Genomic DNA, 14,569 nt, shown 5'->3' on the forward strand with positions numbered 1-14,569 from the left:
CCGCTCCTTTGTTCAGAGGACTTTGCCAGGGTTCATGATGCCGAGGGGGTCGAGCGCCGCTTTGATCGCACGCATCATGCCCAGCTCGACCGGGGATTTGTACCGGTTGAGCTCGTCTCGTTTGAGCGCGCCGATGCCATGTTCGGCGGAGATCGAACCGCCGAAGGAGTCGACCTGGTCGTGCACGATGCGGTTGACCGCCTCCTGGTTGCGCAGGAATTCGTCATGGGCCACGCCTGCGGGCGGCGCGACGTTGTAATGCAGGTTGCCGTCGCCGAGGTGGCCGAACGTTACCAGCACCACGCCGGGGAAGGCGTCGCGCAGTTTGGCGTCGGTGGCGGCGATAAAGCGGGCGATGCGCGAAATCGGCAGCGAGATGTCGTGCTTGATGTTTTTGCCTGCCTTCGCCTGCGCCATCGATATATGCTCGCGCAGGTCCCACAAGCCGCGCGACTGCGCCGCCGACATCGCCACCACCGCGTCGCGGGCGACGCCGCGGTCAAGCGCAACGGCGACTGCCTGCTCCAGCATGCCGGATGCATGTTCGCCGGACTCGCAGCTGGACAGCTCCAGCAGCACGTACTGTCCGTGCGGCCTGGAGAAGGGCTTGGGCAGGTCGGGGAAATGGGTGGCGACCAGGTCGAGGCAGACGTCGGACATCAGCTCGAAGGCGGTCAGGCAGGCGCCGCAGCGGTCCTGCGCCAGCGTCAGCAGGTCGAGCGCGTCGCGCGGGGTGGCGAGGGCCACCAGCGCAGTAGCCGATGCTTTCGGCAGCGGATGCAGCTTGAGCACCGCGGCGGTGATGACGCCCAGCGTGCCTTCGGCGCCGATGAACAGGTCGCGCAGGTCGTAGCCGGTATTGTCCTTGCGCAGGCCCCGCAGGCCGTTCCAGACCTCGCCCTGCGGCGTCACCACTTCGAGGCCGAGGCACAGTTCACGCGCGTTGCCGTAACGGAGTACGGCCGTGCCGCCGGCATTGGTCGACAGGTTGCCGCCCACGGTGCAGCTGCCTTCCGAGGCGAGCGAGAGCGGGTACAGGCAGTCGTGCAGGGCGGCTGCGTCCTGCACGTGCTGCAGGATGCAGCCGGCGTCCACCGTCATGGTGCGGTTGACCGCATCGATCGAACGCACCCGGTTCATGCGCGAGAGCGAGAGCACGACGGCGGTGCCGCTTTCATCGGGCACGCTGCCAAGTACCAGCCCGGTGCGGCCTCCCTGCGGCACCAGCGGGATGCGCCAGTGGGCGCACGCCTTGACCAGTTGCGCGACCTGTTCGGTGTCGGCGGGGCGCAGCACGGCCAGCGCCTTGCCGGTGTAGCGGCCGCGCCAGTCGTCGAGGAAGGGCGCCATGTCGGCCGCCGCCACCAGGACGAAGGGCTCGCCCACGATGTGGCGGCAGTGCGAGAGGAATTCCTCACTCATGGGTTGCGCGGTTGACCTTGTCGAGGAGTTCGCGCGCCAGCTTCCTGGCGGCCTTTTTGTAGGGATGCAGGAAGAGCAGGGCGCACGCGAAGTAGATGCAGACCAGCGCGACTTCGCCGTAACCCATCATGCGCGAGATCTCGTCGCGGTCGCTGTAGCCGCGCACCACGCCCTCGGCGAAGTACAGCAGGATCAGCATCGACGACCATTGCAGGGTGTAGACGTCGCGTTTGAGCACGCCGCGCAGGGGCAGCAGCAGCGGGACGACCTTCAGCGCCAGCAGCGAGCCGCCCGGCTTGAGCGGCGCCACCACCATCTCCCACGCCAGCAGCCATGCGATCAGCACCATCAGGCTGGCCGCCGCGCCGATGTGATAAACCTTCGATGTTTCCATTACCGTGTCCTCCAGAGGCGCGCCGCCGTTTCGGCGAGCCTGCGCCCGGCTTCGATGGCGAGCCGTTTTTCGTCTTCGCTGACCGGCTTGTCGCCGTCGAGTCCCGACCAGTGGGTCGGCCCGTACGGGCTGCCGCCGGTGGCGGTTGTCATCAGTTCGGGCTGCGTGTACGGCAGGCCCATGACCAGCATCCCGTGGTGCAGCAACGGGATCATCATCGACAGCAGGGTCGACTCCTGGCCGCCATGCAGGCTGCCGGTCGAGGTAAACACCGCTGCCGGTTTGCCCGCCAGTGTACCTGCAAGCCAGTCTGCCGAGGTACCGTCCAAAAAATATTTCATTGCCGCCGCCATGTTGCCGAAGCGGGTAGGCGAACCCATGGCCAGGCCGGCGCAGTCGGCCAGGTCCTGCAGTTCCACATACGGTGCGCCGCTGGCAGGGATGTCCGGTTCGGTCGCCTCGGTGACGGTGGATACCGCCGGCACCGTGCGCAGCCGCGCTTCGGCGCCGGGGACGCTTTCCACGCCCCGGGCGATCAGTTCTGCGAGTTTGCGGGTGGCGCCGTGGCGCGAGTAGTATAAAACGAGAATTATCGGATTAGTTTGGTTCATCGTTGGTATTATAGGGCGCTTTACATTATGTCACGCCGCCGCCGGGCCTGATTTTCACCAGTTCATGCTTTCAAAAACAGTCCGTTCCCTCTCCAGGTCCACCAGCGACATGATCGATGTCGGCGCCGCCGCAATGCGCGGCCTGACCTGGAGCCAGATGCGCGACCTGTTCCAGTTTGCCCGGCGCCGCCTGAACGAGGAGCGCCTGCCGCAGCTGGCCGGTAGCCTGACCTTTACCACCACGCTCGCGCTGGTGCCGCTGCTGACCATCGTGCTGGCCATCTTCACCACCTTCCCGATCTTCGGCAGCTTCCGCAGCGCGCTGGACGCCTACTTCGTGCAGAGCCTGATGCCCAAGGGGATCGCCAACACCATCATCGGCAACCTGACCCAGTTTGCCAGCAAGGCCAAGAGCCTGTCCGCGGTTGGCGCGGTGGCGCTGATCCTGACCTCGGCCGCGATGATGGGCATGATCGAGCGCGCCTTCAACCAGGTCTGGCGCGTGCGCCAGGCGCGCCCGCTGGCGCAGCGCATCACCATCTACTGGGCGCTGGTGACCCTTGGGCCCTTGTTAATGGGCCTGTCGATCACCGCCACCTCGCAGCTGTTCGGCGCCACCACGGGCCTGGCCAAGAGCGCGCCGCTGGCCGCCACGGTGTTCTACACGCTGGTGTCGGTCGCGCTGACCACTGGCGCCTACACGCTGCTGTACGTGACTGTGCCGAACCGCTTCGTCGACTGGCGCGACGCCGTCTGGGGCGGGCTGGTGGCCGCCATCGCCTTCGAAATCGCCAAGCGCCTGTTCGCGCTGTTTATCCGCCAGTTCCCAACCTACGCCATCATCTACGGCGCGCTCGCCGCGCTGCCGCTGTTCCTGCTCTGGCTTTACCTGTCGTGGATGATCACGCTGGCCGGCGCCGTGCTGACTGCCGCGCTGCCGGTGGTGAAGTACGAGCGATGGTGGTACGAGCCGGTGCCCGGCGGCGCATTCGTCGACGCGATGGCGATCCTGAAGGTGATGCATGGCCGCGCCCAGCAGGGCGATACGGCGCTGGTGTCGAGCGAGGAAATCCGCGCGCATACGCGCATCGGCTACGAGGAGATGACGGCGCTGATGGGGAAGATGGTGGCCGTGGGCTGGGTCGGCCGGGTGCAGACCGATGTGGTCAAGCGCTCGAAGTGGCGCAGGCGCGGGCGCGAAGGCGCCGACAACTGGGTGCTCCTGGTGAACCTGGGCAAACTGAAGATATCGGAAGTCTACCGCTTGTTCGTCTTCGGCGGCCTGACCCTGGATGCTGGCGCCGCCTACGACCTGAATCCCGATTCGCCGATGACCCTCGATATCAGCTCGCTGGCGCGCCAGGTGGAAGGCGCCGTCGAGGTCCAGCTGGGCCAGAGCCTGGCCGAGCATTTTGAGCGGGGACAGCTGGCGGCCAAGCCTACCAGCTGAGTTTCCCGGTCAGCATCTGCCAGTACATCTTCCAGTCGGCCCGGAACGAATACAGCGGCTGGTCGAACGAGGCCGGGCGGTTCTTCTCATACATGAAGTGCCCGATCCACGCGCCGCCGTAACCCGTCACCACCGCCACCAGGATCCACCACGGGTTCATGCTGTCGATGTACTGCACGATGGCGGCAATCGCCGACGACGACCCGAGGAAATGCGCCCGCCTGCACATGCGGTTGGCATGCTGGGTCAGGTAGTAGGGGTAGAACTCGGCGAAACTCGTGTATCGGGTCGTCATTGCACTCTCCTGTCTCTAGCTGGCGGCGGTCGCGAACGCAAACAAGGCGTCGAGCACGGCGTCGGGCTGCTCCTGCATCATGCTGTGGCCCGCATCGACCTGCACGATTTTGGCATGAGGCATGGACGCGGTCAGCAATTTTGTCGAGCGCGGCGGGGTCATCATGTCCTTGCTGCCGAACACCATCAGCACCGGGCAGCGCACCGCTTCCGCCGCCGCCTGGCCGTTGGCGTAGGCGTTACAGGCGGTGAAATCGGTATGGAACAGCTGCCCGGGATTGATGGCCGACATGCGCTGCATCAGCCGTTGCGCTACGCCCATCGTGTAGAAGCCCGGCCCGGGGCACGACGGCTTTTGCGCCATCGACGAATGCGACCAGATGTTGACCATATCGATCGCGACAGGTTCGTTGTTCTTTGCCGTTTCCAGAAGTGCGTCAGCCACCTTCATCGGGTAGGTGGTGCCCAGCAGCGCCAGCTTGCCGACCTTTGCCGGGGCCTTGTGCGAGGCTTCCAGCGCGATCAGCGATCCCATGCTGTGGCCGACCAGCATGGCCTGGCCGACGCCCGCCGCATCCAGCACCGCCAGCAGCCAGTCGGCCATTTCGGGAACGCTGGCCAGCGCCGGCCCTGCGCTGCGGCCATGGCCCGGCATGTCGACCGCCAGCACGTTGAAGCCGTGGTGGGCAAAATAGCGGGTCTGCAGCGCGAACACCGAGTGGTCGTTCTGGGCGCCGTGGATGAAGGCGACGGTCGGGCGCGAGGCGTCGAAGGCCTTGCCGCCGGTGTAGCAGTAAGCCTGTTTGCCGTGGACGTCGAGGATCATGCTCAGGCTCCCTTCTGCGACAGTTTCAGGCCGCGCGCCAGGTCCTCGACCAGGTCCTCGACGTTTTCGAGGCCGACCGACAGGCGCATCGTGCCTTCGCGGATGCCCGACGCGGCCAGCTGCTCGGCCGGCACGCGGAAGTGCGTGGTCGAAGCAGGGTGGATCACCAGCGACTTGGCGTCGCCGACATTGGCCAGGTGCGAGAAGATCTTGAGCCCGTCGACAAAACGGCGGCCCGCCGCGCGGTCGCCCTTGAGCGTGAACGAGAACACCGCGCCGCAGCCCTTTGGCAGCAGGCGCTTGGCCAGTTCGTAGTCGGGGTGGGACTCCAGTTCCGGGTAGGAGACCGATTCCACCGCGGGATTCGACAGCAGGAACTCGACCACCTTGCGCGTGTTGGCGACGTGGCGGTCCATGCGCAGGCCCAGGGTCTCGATGCCTTGCAGGACGGCGAAGGCGTTATGCGGGCTCATGACGGCGCCGAAATCGCGCAGGCCTTCGCGGCGCGCGCGCAGCGCGAACGGCGCCACCGTGGACTCCTCGGTGAATACCATGCCGTGGAAGCCGTCGTACGGCTCGCACAGTTCGGCGAAGCGGCCGGTCTTGTCGTATGCCGCCTGCCAGTCGAAGGTGCCGCCGTCGACCAGCAGGCCGCCGATCGCGGTGCCATGCCCGCACAGGAACTTGGTGGCGGAATGGAAGACCAGGTCGGCGCCGTGGTCGAATGGGCGCAGCAGGTAGGGCGTGGTGAAGGTCGAATCCATCATCAGCGGCAGGTGGTTTTCATGCGCGATGGCGGCCACATTCGGGATGTCCAGCACGTCGAGGCCAGGGTTGCCGAGCGTCTCGGCAAACAGTGCCTTGGTCTCCGGGCGGATCGCGGCGCGCCATGCGTCGGGGTCGCGCGGGTCGACGAAGGTGGTGTCGATGCCGAAGCGCTTCATCGTGTAGGCCAAGAGGTTCTGCGAGCCGCCGTACAGCGCGCGCGAGGCGACAATGTGCGAACCGGCGCCGGCGATGGTCGCCAGGCCCAGGTGCATCGCGGCCTGGCCGCTGGCGGTGGCGATGCCCGCGACGCCGCCTTCAAGGGCGGCGATGCGTTCTTCGAGCACCGCGTTGGTGGGGTTCGAGATGCGCGAGTACACATGGCCCGCGCGCTCCATGTTGAACAGGGCCGCGGCGTGGTCGGAGTCCTTGAACGCAAACGAGGAGGTGAAATAGACAGGCGTGGCGCGCGCGCCGGTGGCAGGATCCGGGGTGGCGCCGGCGTGCAGCGACAGCGTGTCGAAGCCTGGGTACTGGGGACCGCTCATGGTGGGTTCATCCAAGAAATTGAATGGCCCGCATCGTAGCATGCCAACGCACGCCAGAAGGCTTTGATTTTTCGCAATGCTGGATTTTTTGCTACGCTTAGGCTACATTCGGATAAAGCTTACAGCCGTGCAAGCGCAGATAAACCTTCCCACAGGGTGACCACCATGAAAGTCTCTGAAATCCTCCAGGTTAAAGGCAACATCCTGTATACCGCCACCCCCGAAATGCCGCTGGTCGATGCGGTCAACATCATGGCGGAAAAGGATATCGGCTCGCTGGTCGTGATGGAATTCGGCGACCTGGTCGGCATGCTGACCTTCCGCGAAGTGATTAAGACCCTGCACGCGAACAATGGTTCGATCGGCGCCGGGACTGTGCGCAAATATATGGACGACCACCCGATCACCGTCACGCCTGACACCGAAGTCAACGAAGTGCGCCGCATGATGCTGGAGAAGCACGCGCGCTACCTGCCGGTGATGAATGCCAAGACACTGCTTGGCGTCATCTCGTTTTATGACGTTGCGCGCGCCATGCTCGAAGCCCAGAACTTCGAGAACCGCATGCTCAAAGCCTACATCCGCGACTGGCCAGCCGAGACAGCGCAAGAAGATTGAGCATTCATTCCCGCGTTGAAATTCAAACAAGCTTGCAGGTGAGCTAACGCAAGCGAGCGCGGCATATCGAGAACAGTATGGCTTCAGTACGGCTGCCCTGACGGCCGACTGTAACCATCGAGGAGAAACGATATGCGTGCTCACACTGTTTCCGCCAGCGCCTTGCTGCGCTTCCTTGCCGCCGCGACCGTCGTCGCGGGCGCGTTGTCCGCCCCCGCCCACGCGCAAACCACTGCCAAATCCGCGGCCACGCTCGACGTGTGCGAAAACGCGGCCACCGGCAAGTGGGTCTACTCGGGCGTCGTCTCGCTGGCGGGCGCAAGCGTGCGCGGCAGCGTCGCCAGGGTCGAGTACATGGTCCAGAACCGTGTCTATGGAACCGACTACAAGACGAGCTACCGGTCCGCCGCGCTACCCCTGGCCAGCAACGGAGCGCCGGTGTACGGCTTCAGTATCGAGGCGCCCGCGCTGACCCTGGGCACCATGCGTGGCGCCGCGACGGTGCAGCTGGTCGATCCCGCCAACCCTGCCCGCATCAGCACGTTTGAGGTGGTGGCCCCCGAAGCGGTGTGCGGCTGCGAGCCGGTCAAAGGGTGCGTGCGCACCCAGGGCTACTGGGGCAACAAGCCGGGCGTGACCTGGCCGGCGCCGTACAGCCGCACCGCGCTATTCTTCTCCAGCGGCCTGACCCTGCAGCAGGTCCTCGACGCGCCGGTGCAAGGCAGCGGCTACCTGATCCTGGCCAAGCAGTACATCGCCGCGGTGCTCAATTACGCTTCGGGCGCATCGGCCCCGCCGAGCGTCATCGACGCCATCAACCAGGCCTCGGCCTTCTTCTCCGGCGGTACCACGCCCGCCAGCTGCGGCCCCGGCGAATGCGAGGAGCAGATCGCGCTGGCGGCGATACTCGACGCGTACAACAACGGCGTGTATCCGGGCGCCCCTGGCCCTTGCCCTGAGTGACGCGCAGCGGGGAATGGCGGCAAGGCCGAAGGGCAGGGCAGCAGCATCGCCCGGCGTACGGTAGAATTGGCTTTTCCGCCTTTCCTCTCTCCCTATCATGTCCGGCAATTCATTTGGCAAGCTGTTTTCCGTCTCAACCTTCGGCGAATCGCATGGCCCGGCCATCGGCTGCGTCATCGACGGCTGCCCACCCGGACTGCCGCTTTCGGAAGCCGACATCCAGCCCGAGCTTGACCGCCGCCGTCCAGGCACCTCGCGCCATGTCACCCAGCGCCAGGAGCCGGACCGTGTCGAGATCCTGTCGGGCGTGTACGAAGGCGTCACCACCGGTACCCCGATCGCGCTGCTGATCCGCAATGAAGACCAGCGTAGCAAGGACTACGGCAATATCGCCGACAGCTTCCGTCCCGGCCATGCCGACTACACCTACTGGCACAAGTACGGCGTGCGCGACCCGCGCGGCGGCGGCCGTTCGTCGGCGCGCCTGACCGCGCCCGTGGTCGGCGCCGGCGCCATCGCCAAAAAGTGGCTGCTGCAGCAGTACGGTACGGTGTTCAAGGGCTGCATGAGCCAGCTGGGCGACATCGCGGTGCCGTTTGAAAGCTGGGAGCACGTGCACAACAACCCGTTCTTTGCCGCCAGCGCCGACGCTGCGCTGATCGCGCGCATGGAAGATGCAATGGACGAACTGCGCCGCGCCGGCGACTCGATCGGCGCGCGCATCGACGTTGTGGCCCAGAACGTGCCGGTAGGCCTCGGCCAGCCGATCTACGACAAGCTCGACGCCGACATCGCGTTTGCCATGATGGGCATTAACGCGGTCAAGGGCGTGGAAATTGGCGCGGGCTTCAGGAGCGTGGAGCAAAAAGGCTCCGAACATGGCGACGAACTGACGCCGGACGGCTTCATCGGCAATAACGCAGGCGGCGTGCTGGGCGGGATCTCGACCGGGCAGGATATTGCGGTGTCCATCGCGATCAAGCCGACCTCGTCGATCCGCACACCGCGCCGTTCAATCGACAAGGATGGCAAGCCGGTGACGGTCGAAACCTTTGGCCGCCACGATCCCTGCGTCGGCATCCGCGCGACCCCGATCGCCGAGGCGATGCTGGCACTGGTGCTGATCGATCACGCGCTGATGCACCGCGCGCAGTGCGGCGACGTGCGCGTCCACACTCCCCGTATCGCCTGATTTCGCAGGCCCGGACTGCGCGCCGCGTCAGCTGACGCGGCCGAGGGCCGCTATCTCGCCCAGGCGGCGCCGTTCCACCGCCTTCATCACGAGGGCGCGCAGGTCGTTCATCAGGCCGAATTCCGCCGGGCTTAGCTGGATCGCGGGGAAGCTTGCGTCCCAGTCGCCGTACATGAAGCCGACCGCCTGGCCGTTGGCGCACAGCGGCAGGATGACGAAGCTGCGCGCGCCGGACAAGGTCTTTTTCCACCAGCCTGGCAGCTTGGCGGCGAACTTGGAGTCGCGCGCATTCTCGATGAAGATCACGCGGTCGCTGTTGAGCGCCGCGTGGAACACGTTCGGCTCATACGAATCGTTGAAGCGCATGTCGGGCATCATGGCCTGGACGCCGTCGCCGAAGCCCATTTTGCAGGTGTACTCCTTGTCGCGGCGATTGCGCATGAACGCCATCGCGTGCGTGAACGACAGGCCCTGGTACAGGGTTTCCAGCGCCATCGACGTCATCTGGCCGGGGCTCGCGCTGGCGGCGACGTCGCGCATGTCGGACACCCCGCTGACCAGCACCCGGTTGCCCTCGGCGCGCATGCGGGTCGAGGCCGCTTCCAGCGCGCGCTTCTCAGCCGGCTTGGCCAGCGGCGCGATCGACAGGTCCGCGGCCGCGGCCACCTTGGCCTTCTCGATGGCGGCCACCAGGGTGTCCGGCGCGATCCCGAGCATCGCTGAAAAATCCGCGGCAAGCGCGCTGACTGCGTCAAAGCTCCCCGGCTCGTCGCCCCACAAGGCGTCGGCGCACTGCGACGACATGGTCGATACCGCGGCCAGCCAGTCGCCGTGCCCGAAGGTGTCGCCGCGTTGGCCCGGCGCCACGCGGCGCATGCCGCTGATCAGGTTCGCCGGCAGGCCCCAGTGGCGCGCCGCCGCCAGGCCGACCCGCTCAAGCGACAGGCCAAGCACCTGTTCCGCAGCCTCGTCGTCATTGCCGCCGGCTGCGCGCTGGCGCAGCTGCTGCCAGCGTTCGGGCATATAGAACGACACCATCATGCGGCCGAGCGTGTGCAGGATCGAGCAGACCACTGCTTCCTCGGCTACCTTTGGCGTGCAGCCCGCCGTTACCTGCTGCGCGACCATCCCCGCCAGCACAGCCTTCTCCATTTCGATATGCGCGACTTCGGAGTCGGGCAGCGATTTGGACAGTTCCTCGATCAGCTTCAGGCCAAGGGCCAGGTGGCCGATTGCCTCGGTCCCCAGCACCAGCACCGCTTTCGATACCGTGTTGACGCGCTGGCCGAAGGCTGAATACATGCCGCTGTTTGCAAGCCGCAGCACTTTCTGGGTAAGCACAGGGTCGGTCAGCACCGTCTGCGTCATGTTGAATTCCTGCTCGTCCTCGCCGCGCATGGCGCCGAGGATGGCGCTGATCGCCTTGGTGAAGCCCGGCATGTCGCCCTGGCGGCGGGTACGTTCCCACAGCAGGGCCAGGGTGGTCTCGGCGCTCATGGCGGCCAGCGGATTGGCAGTCGTCGTCATTGGTTTCCTGCCCTCAGGTCGGTGGGCAACAGGGCTGTGTACAGGTCTTCGGTCAGGGCCGCCATGGCAACGTGGGCAGGCATCGGCTTGCCGGTCAGGTAGCCCTGGACGAATTCGCAGCCGCGCTGTTCGAGGTAATGCAGCTGTTCTTCGGTCTCCACCCCTTCGGCGACGACGGACAGGCCAAGGTGCTTGGCCAGGTCGAGCACCGCGTTGCAGATCGCGCCATCCTTGGGCGCGTCCGGCAGGTCCTTGACGAAGGCGCGGTCGACCTTGAGCACCGAGATCGGGAAGCGCTTGAGGTAGGCCAGCGAAGAATAGCCGGTGCCGAAGTCGTCGATGGCGATGCGCGCGCGCCGTTCGGCCATGCGGTTCAGCAGCGCCTCGGCGTGGGCCGGGTCGACCATCAGCGTGCCTTCGGTGATTTCGAGGACCAGCTGGTCGCCGCCAAGGCCCGAGAAGGCAAGGGCGTCGTCGAGCACGTTGAGGAATTTATCGTTGCGGAACTGGCGCGGGCTGATGTTGACAGAGATGTACAGCTTGCGGCGCGCCGCTTCCTCGAACTGCTTGAGCTGCACGCAGGCGGCCTTCAGGGCCCAGGCGCCGAGCAGGTTGATCAGGCCATTGGTTTCGGCGATCGGGATGAAGCGCACCGGCGGCACCATGCCCAGGGTCGGATGCTTCCAGCGCATCAGGGTCTCGAAGCCCTGGATCTGGCGCGTACGCGCGTCGACGATCGGCTGGTAGTACAGCAAAAACTCGCCTTCGCGCACCGCCTCGAACATCGCCGCTTCCAGCGAGATGTCGTGCTCCGGCGGGCCGCTGTGGCGCGCGCTGTAGACCACGCAGCGCGCCTTGCCGGTTTCCTTGGCGCGCGACATGGCGGCGTCGGCCAGCGCCACCAGGCGCACTTCGTCTTCGGCGTGCTGCGGATAGATCGACACGCCGACCGATGCGCCCAGGTAGACCGTGTGCTTGTCGATTTCAAACGGCGACTGCAGGGTAGCCAGCAGGCGGCCGGTCACCAGCTTGATCTGGGCTTCGGTATGCGTGCCCGGCAAGACCGCCACGAACTCGTCGCCGCCGATGCGCGCCAGCGTATCGCTGTCGCGCAGCGTCTTGCGCAGGCGCGCCGCGGCCATGCGCAGGACGGCGTCGCCAACCGGATGGCCAAGGCCATCGTTCACTTTTTTGAAGCCATCGAGGCCGATGGTCGCCACCACGAAGCCCTGGCCCGATCGGCGCGACTGCGCGATCACCATGCGGATGCGGTCCGACAGCAGCAGGCGGTTGGGCAGTTCGGTCAGGCCGTCGTGGGTCGCCATGTGGCGCAGGCGTTCTTCGGTCGCGCGCTGGGCCGACATGTCGCGCCCGACCGCCAGCAGGGCGCAAGCGCCATCGGGCATCGCCAGCGCGGCAAGGCGGAATTCGAACCAGATTTCTTTTTCCGGGGTTTTCAGGCGTGCTTCGATGCGGACAGCGTCCGTGGCGCCTGCGGCGTCGGCGATCGCGTTGCGCATGACCGGCTGGTCGGCGTCTGCCACCAAGGCGGCGAGCGCCATGCCGGGCAGTTCCCCGGCGCGTCCTGTCAGCGCCCCTGCACGCTTGCTCGCCTGCCGGATCGCTCCGGCCGGATCGAGCGCGAACACGATGTCGCCGGCCGCTTCCAGCAGCGGGCCAAGCGCCTCGGAGGCGGTGGCGGCCTGCGGCCGGATGGGCAGCGCGCGCTCAGGCACTGGGGGTGGGCTGGAAAGCATCTGGCAAGTGCGACTTTCTTATCATTTAGCCTGGAAATCTCCGGCGCGGCGACGGCAGTCGGGGCGCGGCTGTGTTTGGACCCTTGCAAGTCTACCAAAGTAGCGCCAAAAGTATTATCGAAAGATGCCAAAACGCATTAAAAATGCATTGGCAAGCTATTGATTTCGTTAAATTTGACTTCGGTCAGCCTTTTTTGCGTTTGTTCCGGGGCTGCGGCTGCCCTCGCGGGCCGGCCTGCCGCTTGCTTCCCGGTGGTGTTTGCGCTAGCCTCCGCAGGCGGGCGGACCTGGCTTTGTATATTAAATGGCAACGCCGTTCGACGCCATCGATGAATGAAAAATTAACCCGAAGAGACCGGCCCAATGAGCGAGTTCGACACCCACGAGGTATTCAACCAGGCACCGCCTTTCGAAAATGTGAACCTGTTCGCCTGCGATCCTGCGCTGATGGAAGCGCTCGCGCGCGAAGGCGCGGGATGGGCAGCGGATGGGCTGCGCGAGCTGGGCGCCAGGCTCGGCGCCGCGGAAACGCTTGACCTGGCGCGCCAGGCCAATGTCAACGCGCCGCGCCTGTTGAACTTCGACCGCGGCGGGCGCCGTATCGACGAAGTCGAATTCCACCCGGCCTGGCACAAGCTGATGTCGATGCTGATCGAGGCGGGGGCGCACGCGTCGCCATGGGATTCGGGGCGCCGGGGCGCGCAGGTCGCGCGCGCCGCCCAGTACCTGCTGTTCGGGCAGGTCGAAAATGGCAGCCAGTGCCCGGTCACGATGACCTATGCGTCCGTTCCGGCGCTGCGCCAGGCCGGCCCGATCGCCGACAAGTGGCTGCCGAAGATCCTGTCGCGCCAGTACGATCCGCGCTCGCTGCCGGTCGGGCAAAAGACCGGCGCGCTGGTCGGAATGGGGATGACCGAAAAGCAGGGCGGCACCGACGTGCGCGCCAATACCACCCGCGCCGAACCGATGGACGCCGCCGCGGCGCGCGAGCGCTTTGGCGCCGAAGGCGAGGGCGCATGGCGCATCGTCGGGCACAAATGGTTTTTCTCGGCGCCGCAGTCGGACGCCCACCTGGTGCTGGCGCAGACCGGCGCCGAAGGCAGCGCCGGGTTGTCGTGCTTCTTCGTGCCGCGCTTCCTGCCCGACGGCAGCCGCAACGAGATCCGCGTGCAGCGCCTGAAGGACAAGCTGGGCAACCGCTCGAACGCTTCATCGGAAGTCGAATTTGCCGGCGCCACCGGCTGGCTGGTGGGGAAGGTCGGCCGCGGCATCCCGACCATCCTCGAGATGGGCAGCCACACGCGGCTGGACTGCGTGGTCGGCAGCGCCGGCATCATGCGCGCCGCTCTGACCCACGCGCTGCACCACGCGCGCGGACGGGAAGCGTTCGGCCGCAAGCTCGCCCAGCAGCCCTTGATGCAAAACGTGCTGGCCGACCTGGCGCTGGAATCGGAAGCGGCAACCGCCTTCGCGCTGCGGCTGGCGCGCTGCTTCGACGAGGCAGCCGACCCGGCGCAGGCGCTGCTGGGCCGCATACTGACCCCGGCCGGCAAATACTGGATCTGCAAGCGCGGGCCGGGCTTCGGCGCCGAAGCGATGGAGGTCATCGGCGGCAACGGCTATGTGGAGGACGGCCCGCTGGCGCGGCTGTACCGCGAATTCCCGGTCAACTCGATCTGGGAAGGCTCGGGCAATGTGATGTGCCTGGACGTGCTGCGCGCCTTCGGCAAAGCGCCTGAGACCCGCGATGCGCTGGCAGCGGAACTGGCGCTCGCCGGCGCCGGCAACGCGGCCTTCAATGCCTACAGCGCAAAGCTGCTGGACGACCTTGCGCAGCCGCAGGACGAGTACGGCGCACGCCGGCTGGCGGAAAGGATCGTGGTCGCGGTGCAGGCTGCGCTGCTGCTGCGCCACGCACCTGCCTTCGTGGGCGAGGCGTTCGCGCAGTCGCGCCTGGCGCAGGACGTCGGCGGCGCCTACGGACGCCTGCCTGCCGGCATCGATTGCGACGCGATCCTGGCGCGCGCGCTGGCCGCCTGAGCCATGCGCGATCGGAGGCCGCGGCGGCCTCGTCCAGCTCATATTGACGGATTTGCATCATTTAACGTGACCATTGGACATTTATTTGCCAAAATGAGGACAAACAAGGCCTTGGCTGGGATAATGGCGAAATAGCCTCAATTAAACGATCAATGAACAATA

Annotated in this window: 13 protein-coding genes; 5 read left to right on the top strand and 8 right to left on the bottom strand. The window is 66.0% G+C overall.

Going from position 1 to position 14,569, the window contains the following annotated elements; translation table 11 throughout:
- Window positions 1-12: 12 nt before the first annotated feature.
- The 3 genes from LMJ30_RS15960 to wrbA are packed head-to-tail and all read right to left on the bottom strand — an operon-like array spanning window position 13 to window position 2,427.
- Window positions 13-1,422, bottom strand: coding sequence for an FAD-binding oxidoreductase (locus LMJ30_RS15960; RefSeq protein ID WP_229433323.1), 1,410 nt, complete (start codon window positions 1,420-1,422; stop codon window positions 13-15).
- Complete coding sequence (locus LMJ30_RS15965; protein WP_229433324.1) at window positions 1,415-1,816, bottom strand: DUF2069 domain-containing protein; 402 nt, start codon at window positions 1,814-1,816, stop codon at window positions 1,415-1,417. Before LMJ30_RS15965 ends, LMJ30_RS15960 begins: the two co-directional genes overlap by 8 nt.
- Window positions 1,816-2,427 (bottom strand): NAD(P)H:quinone oxidoreductase, encoded by a 612-nt coding sequence (gene wrbA / locus LMJ30_RS15970; protein ID WP_229433325.1) that lies wholly within the window; start codon window positions 2,425-2,427, stop codon window positions 1,816-1,818. The genes LMJ30_RS15965 and wrbA overlap by 1 nt, the downstream gene beginning before the upstream one ends.
- Window positions 2,428-2,491: 64 nt before the next feature.
- Here wrbA and LMJ30_RS15975 point away from each other — a divergent pair, with 64 nt between their 5' ends.
- Entirely contained in the window at window positions 2,492-3,877 is a 1,386-nt protein-coding gene (locus LMJ30_RS15975) for a YihY family inner membrane protein (RefSeq protein WP_229433326.1), read from the top strand.
- Here the strand turns inward: LMJ30_RS15975 and LMJ30_RS15980 are convergent.
- The 3 genes from LMJ30_RS15980 to LMJ30_RS15990 are packed head-to-tail and all read right to left on the bottom strand — an operon-like array spanning window position 3,867 to window position 6,310.
- The gene (locus LMJ30_RS15980) at window positions 3,867-4,172 is read right to left on the bottom strand and encodes an Mpo1-like protein (protein ID WP_229433327.1); all 306 of its coding nucleotides are present in this window, start codon (window positions 4,170-4,172) and stop codon (window positions 3,867-3,869) included. The genes LMJ30_RS15975 and LMJ30_RS15980 overlap by 11 nt on opposite strands.
- A 15-nt stretch (window positions 4,173-4,187) precedes the next feature.
- Window positions 4,188-4,997 (bottom strand): alpha/beta fold hydrolase, encoded by an 810-nt coding sequence (locus tag LMJ30_RS15985; protein ID WP_229433328.1) that lies wholly within the window; start codon window positions 4,995-4,997, stop codon window positions 4,188-4,190.
- 2 nt (window positions 4,998-4,999) lie between these two features.
- Entirely contained in the window at window positions 5,000-6,310 is a 1,311-nt protein-coding gene (locus tag LMJ30_RS15990) for an O-acetylhomoserine aminocarboxypropyltransferase (protein WP_229433329.1), read from the bottom strand.
- A gap of 165 nt (window positions 6,311-6,475) precedes the next feature.
- Here LMJ30_RS15990 and LMJ30_RS15995 point away from each other — a divergent pair, with 165 nt between their 5' ends.
- From LMJ30_RS15995 to aroC, 3 genes are all read left to right on the top strand, one after another.
- The gene (locus tag LMJ30_RS15995) at window positions 6,476-6,928 is read left to right on the top strand and encodes a CBS domain-containing protein (protein ID WP_229433330.1); all 453 of its coding nucleotides are present in this window, start codon (window positions 6,476-6,478) and stop codon (window positions 6,926-6,928) included.
- Window positions 6,929-7,060: 132 nt separating this feature from the next.
- Window positions 7,061-7,891 carry a hypothetical protein gene (locus tag LMJ30_RS16000; protein WP_229433331.1) on the top strand — a complete coding sequence of 277 codons (831 nt, stop codon included), beginning with the start codon at window positions 7,061-7,063 and terminating at the stop codon, window positions 7,889-7,891.
- Window positions 7,892-7,988: 97 nt separating this feature from the next.
- Window positions 7,989-9,083 (top strand): chorismate synthase, encoded by a 1,095-nt coding sequence (gene aroC / locus LMJ30_RS16005; RefSeq protein WP_229433332.1) that lies wholly within the window; start codon window positions 7,989-7,991, stop codon window positions 9,081-9,083.
- A 27-nt stretch (window positions 9,084-9,110) separates the two neighbouring features.
- On the opposite strand, the gene LMJ30_RS16010 is transcribed toward aroC, so the two are convergent.
- On the bottom strand, window positions 9,111-10,610 hold the full coding sequence (locus tag LMJ30_RS16010) for an HDOD domain-containing protein (RefSeq protein WP_229433333.1): 1,500 nt from the start codon (window positions 10,608-10,610) through the stop codon (window positions 9,111-9,113).
- A complete protein-coding gene (locus LMJ30_RS16015) occupies window positions 10,607-12,367 on the bottom strand; it encodes a putative bifunctional diguanylate cyclase/phosphodiesterase (RefSeq protein WP_229433334.1) in 1,761 nt (586 codons plus the stop codon). The genes LMJ30_RS16010 and LMJ30_RS16015 overlap by 4 nt, the downstream gene beginning before the upstream one ends.
- A 363-nt stretch (window positions 12,368-12,730) precedes the next feature.
- On the opposite strand from LMJ30_RS16015, the gene LMJ30_RS16020 reads away from it, so the two are divergent.
- A complete protein-coding gene (locus LMJ30_RS16020) occupies window positions 12,731-14,407 on the top strand; it encodes an isovaleryl-CoA dehydrogenase (RefSeq protein ID WP_229433335.1) in 1,677 nt (558 codons plus the stop codon).
- The last annotated feature ends 162 nt before the right edge of the window (window positions 14,408-14,569 follow it).

The sequence above is a fragment of the Massilia agrisoli genome, from assembly GCF_020831365.1.
Lineage (GTDB): Bacteria > Pseudomonadota > Gammaproteobacteria > Burkholderiales > Burkholderiaceae_D > Telluria_A > Telluria_A agrisoli.

Excerpts from the sequence above, each read along its gene's own strand:
- LMJ30_RS15960 (WP_229433323.1), bottom strand. The coding sequence starts at position 1,422 with ATGAGTGAGGAATTCCTCTCGCACTGCCGCCACATCGTGGGCGAGCCC.
- LMJ30_RS15965 (WP_229433324.1), bottom strand. The coding sequence starts at position 1,816 with ATGGAAACATCGAAGGTTTATCACATCGGCGCGGCGGCCAGCCTGATG.
- wrbA (WP_229433325.1), bottom strand. The coding sequence starts at position 2,427 with ATGAACCAAACTAATCCGATAATTCTCGTTTTATACTACTCGCGCCAC.
- LMJ30_RS15975 (WP_229433326.1), top strand. The coding sequence starts at position 2,492 with ATGCTTTCAAAAACAGTCCGTTCCCTCTCCAGGTCCACCAGCGACATG.
- LMJ30_RS15980 (WP_229433327.1), bottom strand. The coding sequence starts at position 4,172 with ATGACGACCCGATACACGAGTTTCGCCGAGTTCTACCCCTACTACCTG.
- LMJ30_RS15985 (WP_229433328.1), bottom strand. The coding sequence starts at position 4,997 with ATGATCCTCGACGTCCACGGCAAACAGGCTTACTGCTACACCGGCGGC.
- LMJ30_RS15990 (WP_229433329.1), bottom strand. The coding sequence starts at position 6,310 with ATGAGCGGTCCCCAGTACCCAGGCTTCGACACGCTGTCGCTGCACGCC.
- LMJ30_RS15995 (WP_229433330.1), top strand. The coding sequence starts at position 6,476 with ATGAAAGTCTCTGAAATCCTCCAGGTTAAAGGCAACATCCTGTATACC.
- LMJ30_RS16000 (WP_229433331.1), top strand. The coding sequence starts at position 7,061 with ATGCGTGCTCACACTGTTTCCGCCAGCGCCTTGCTGCGCTTCCTTGCC.
- aroC (WP_229433332.1), top strand. The coding sequence starts at position 7,989 with ATGTCCGGCAATTCATTTGGCAAGCTGTTTTCCGTCTCAACCTTCGGC.
- LMJ30_RS16010 (WP_229433333.1), bottom strand. The coding sequence starts at position 10,610 with ATGACGACGACTGCCAATCCGCTGGCCGCCATGAGCGCCGAGACCACC.
- LMJ30_RS16015 (WP_229433334.1), bottom strand. The coding sequence starts at position 12,367 with ATGCTTTCCAGCCCACCCCCAGTGCCTGAGCGCGCGCTGCCCATCCGG.
- LMJ30_RS16020 (WP_229433335.1), top strand. The coding sequence starts at position 12,731 with ATGAGCGAGTTCGACACCCACGAGGTATTCAACCAGGCACCGCCTTTC.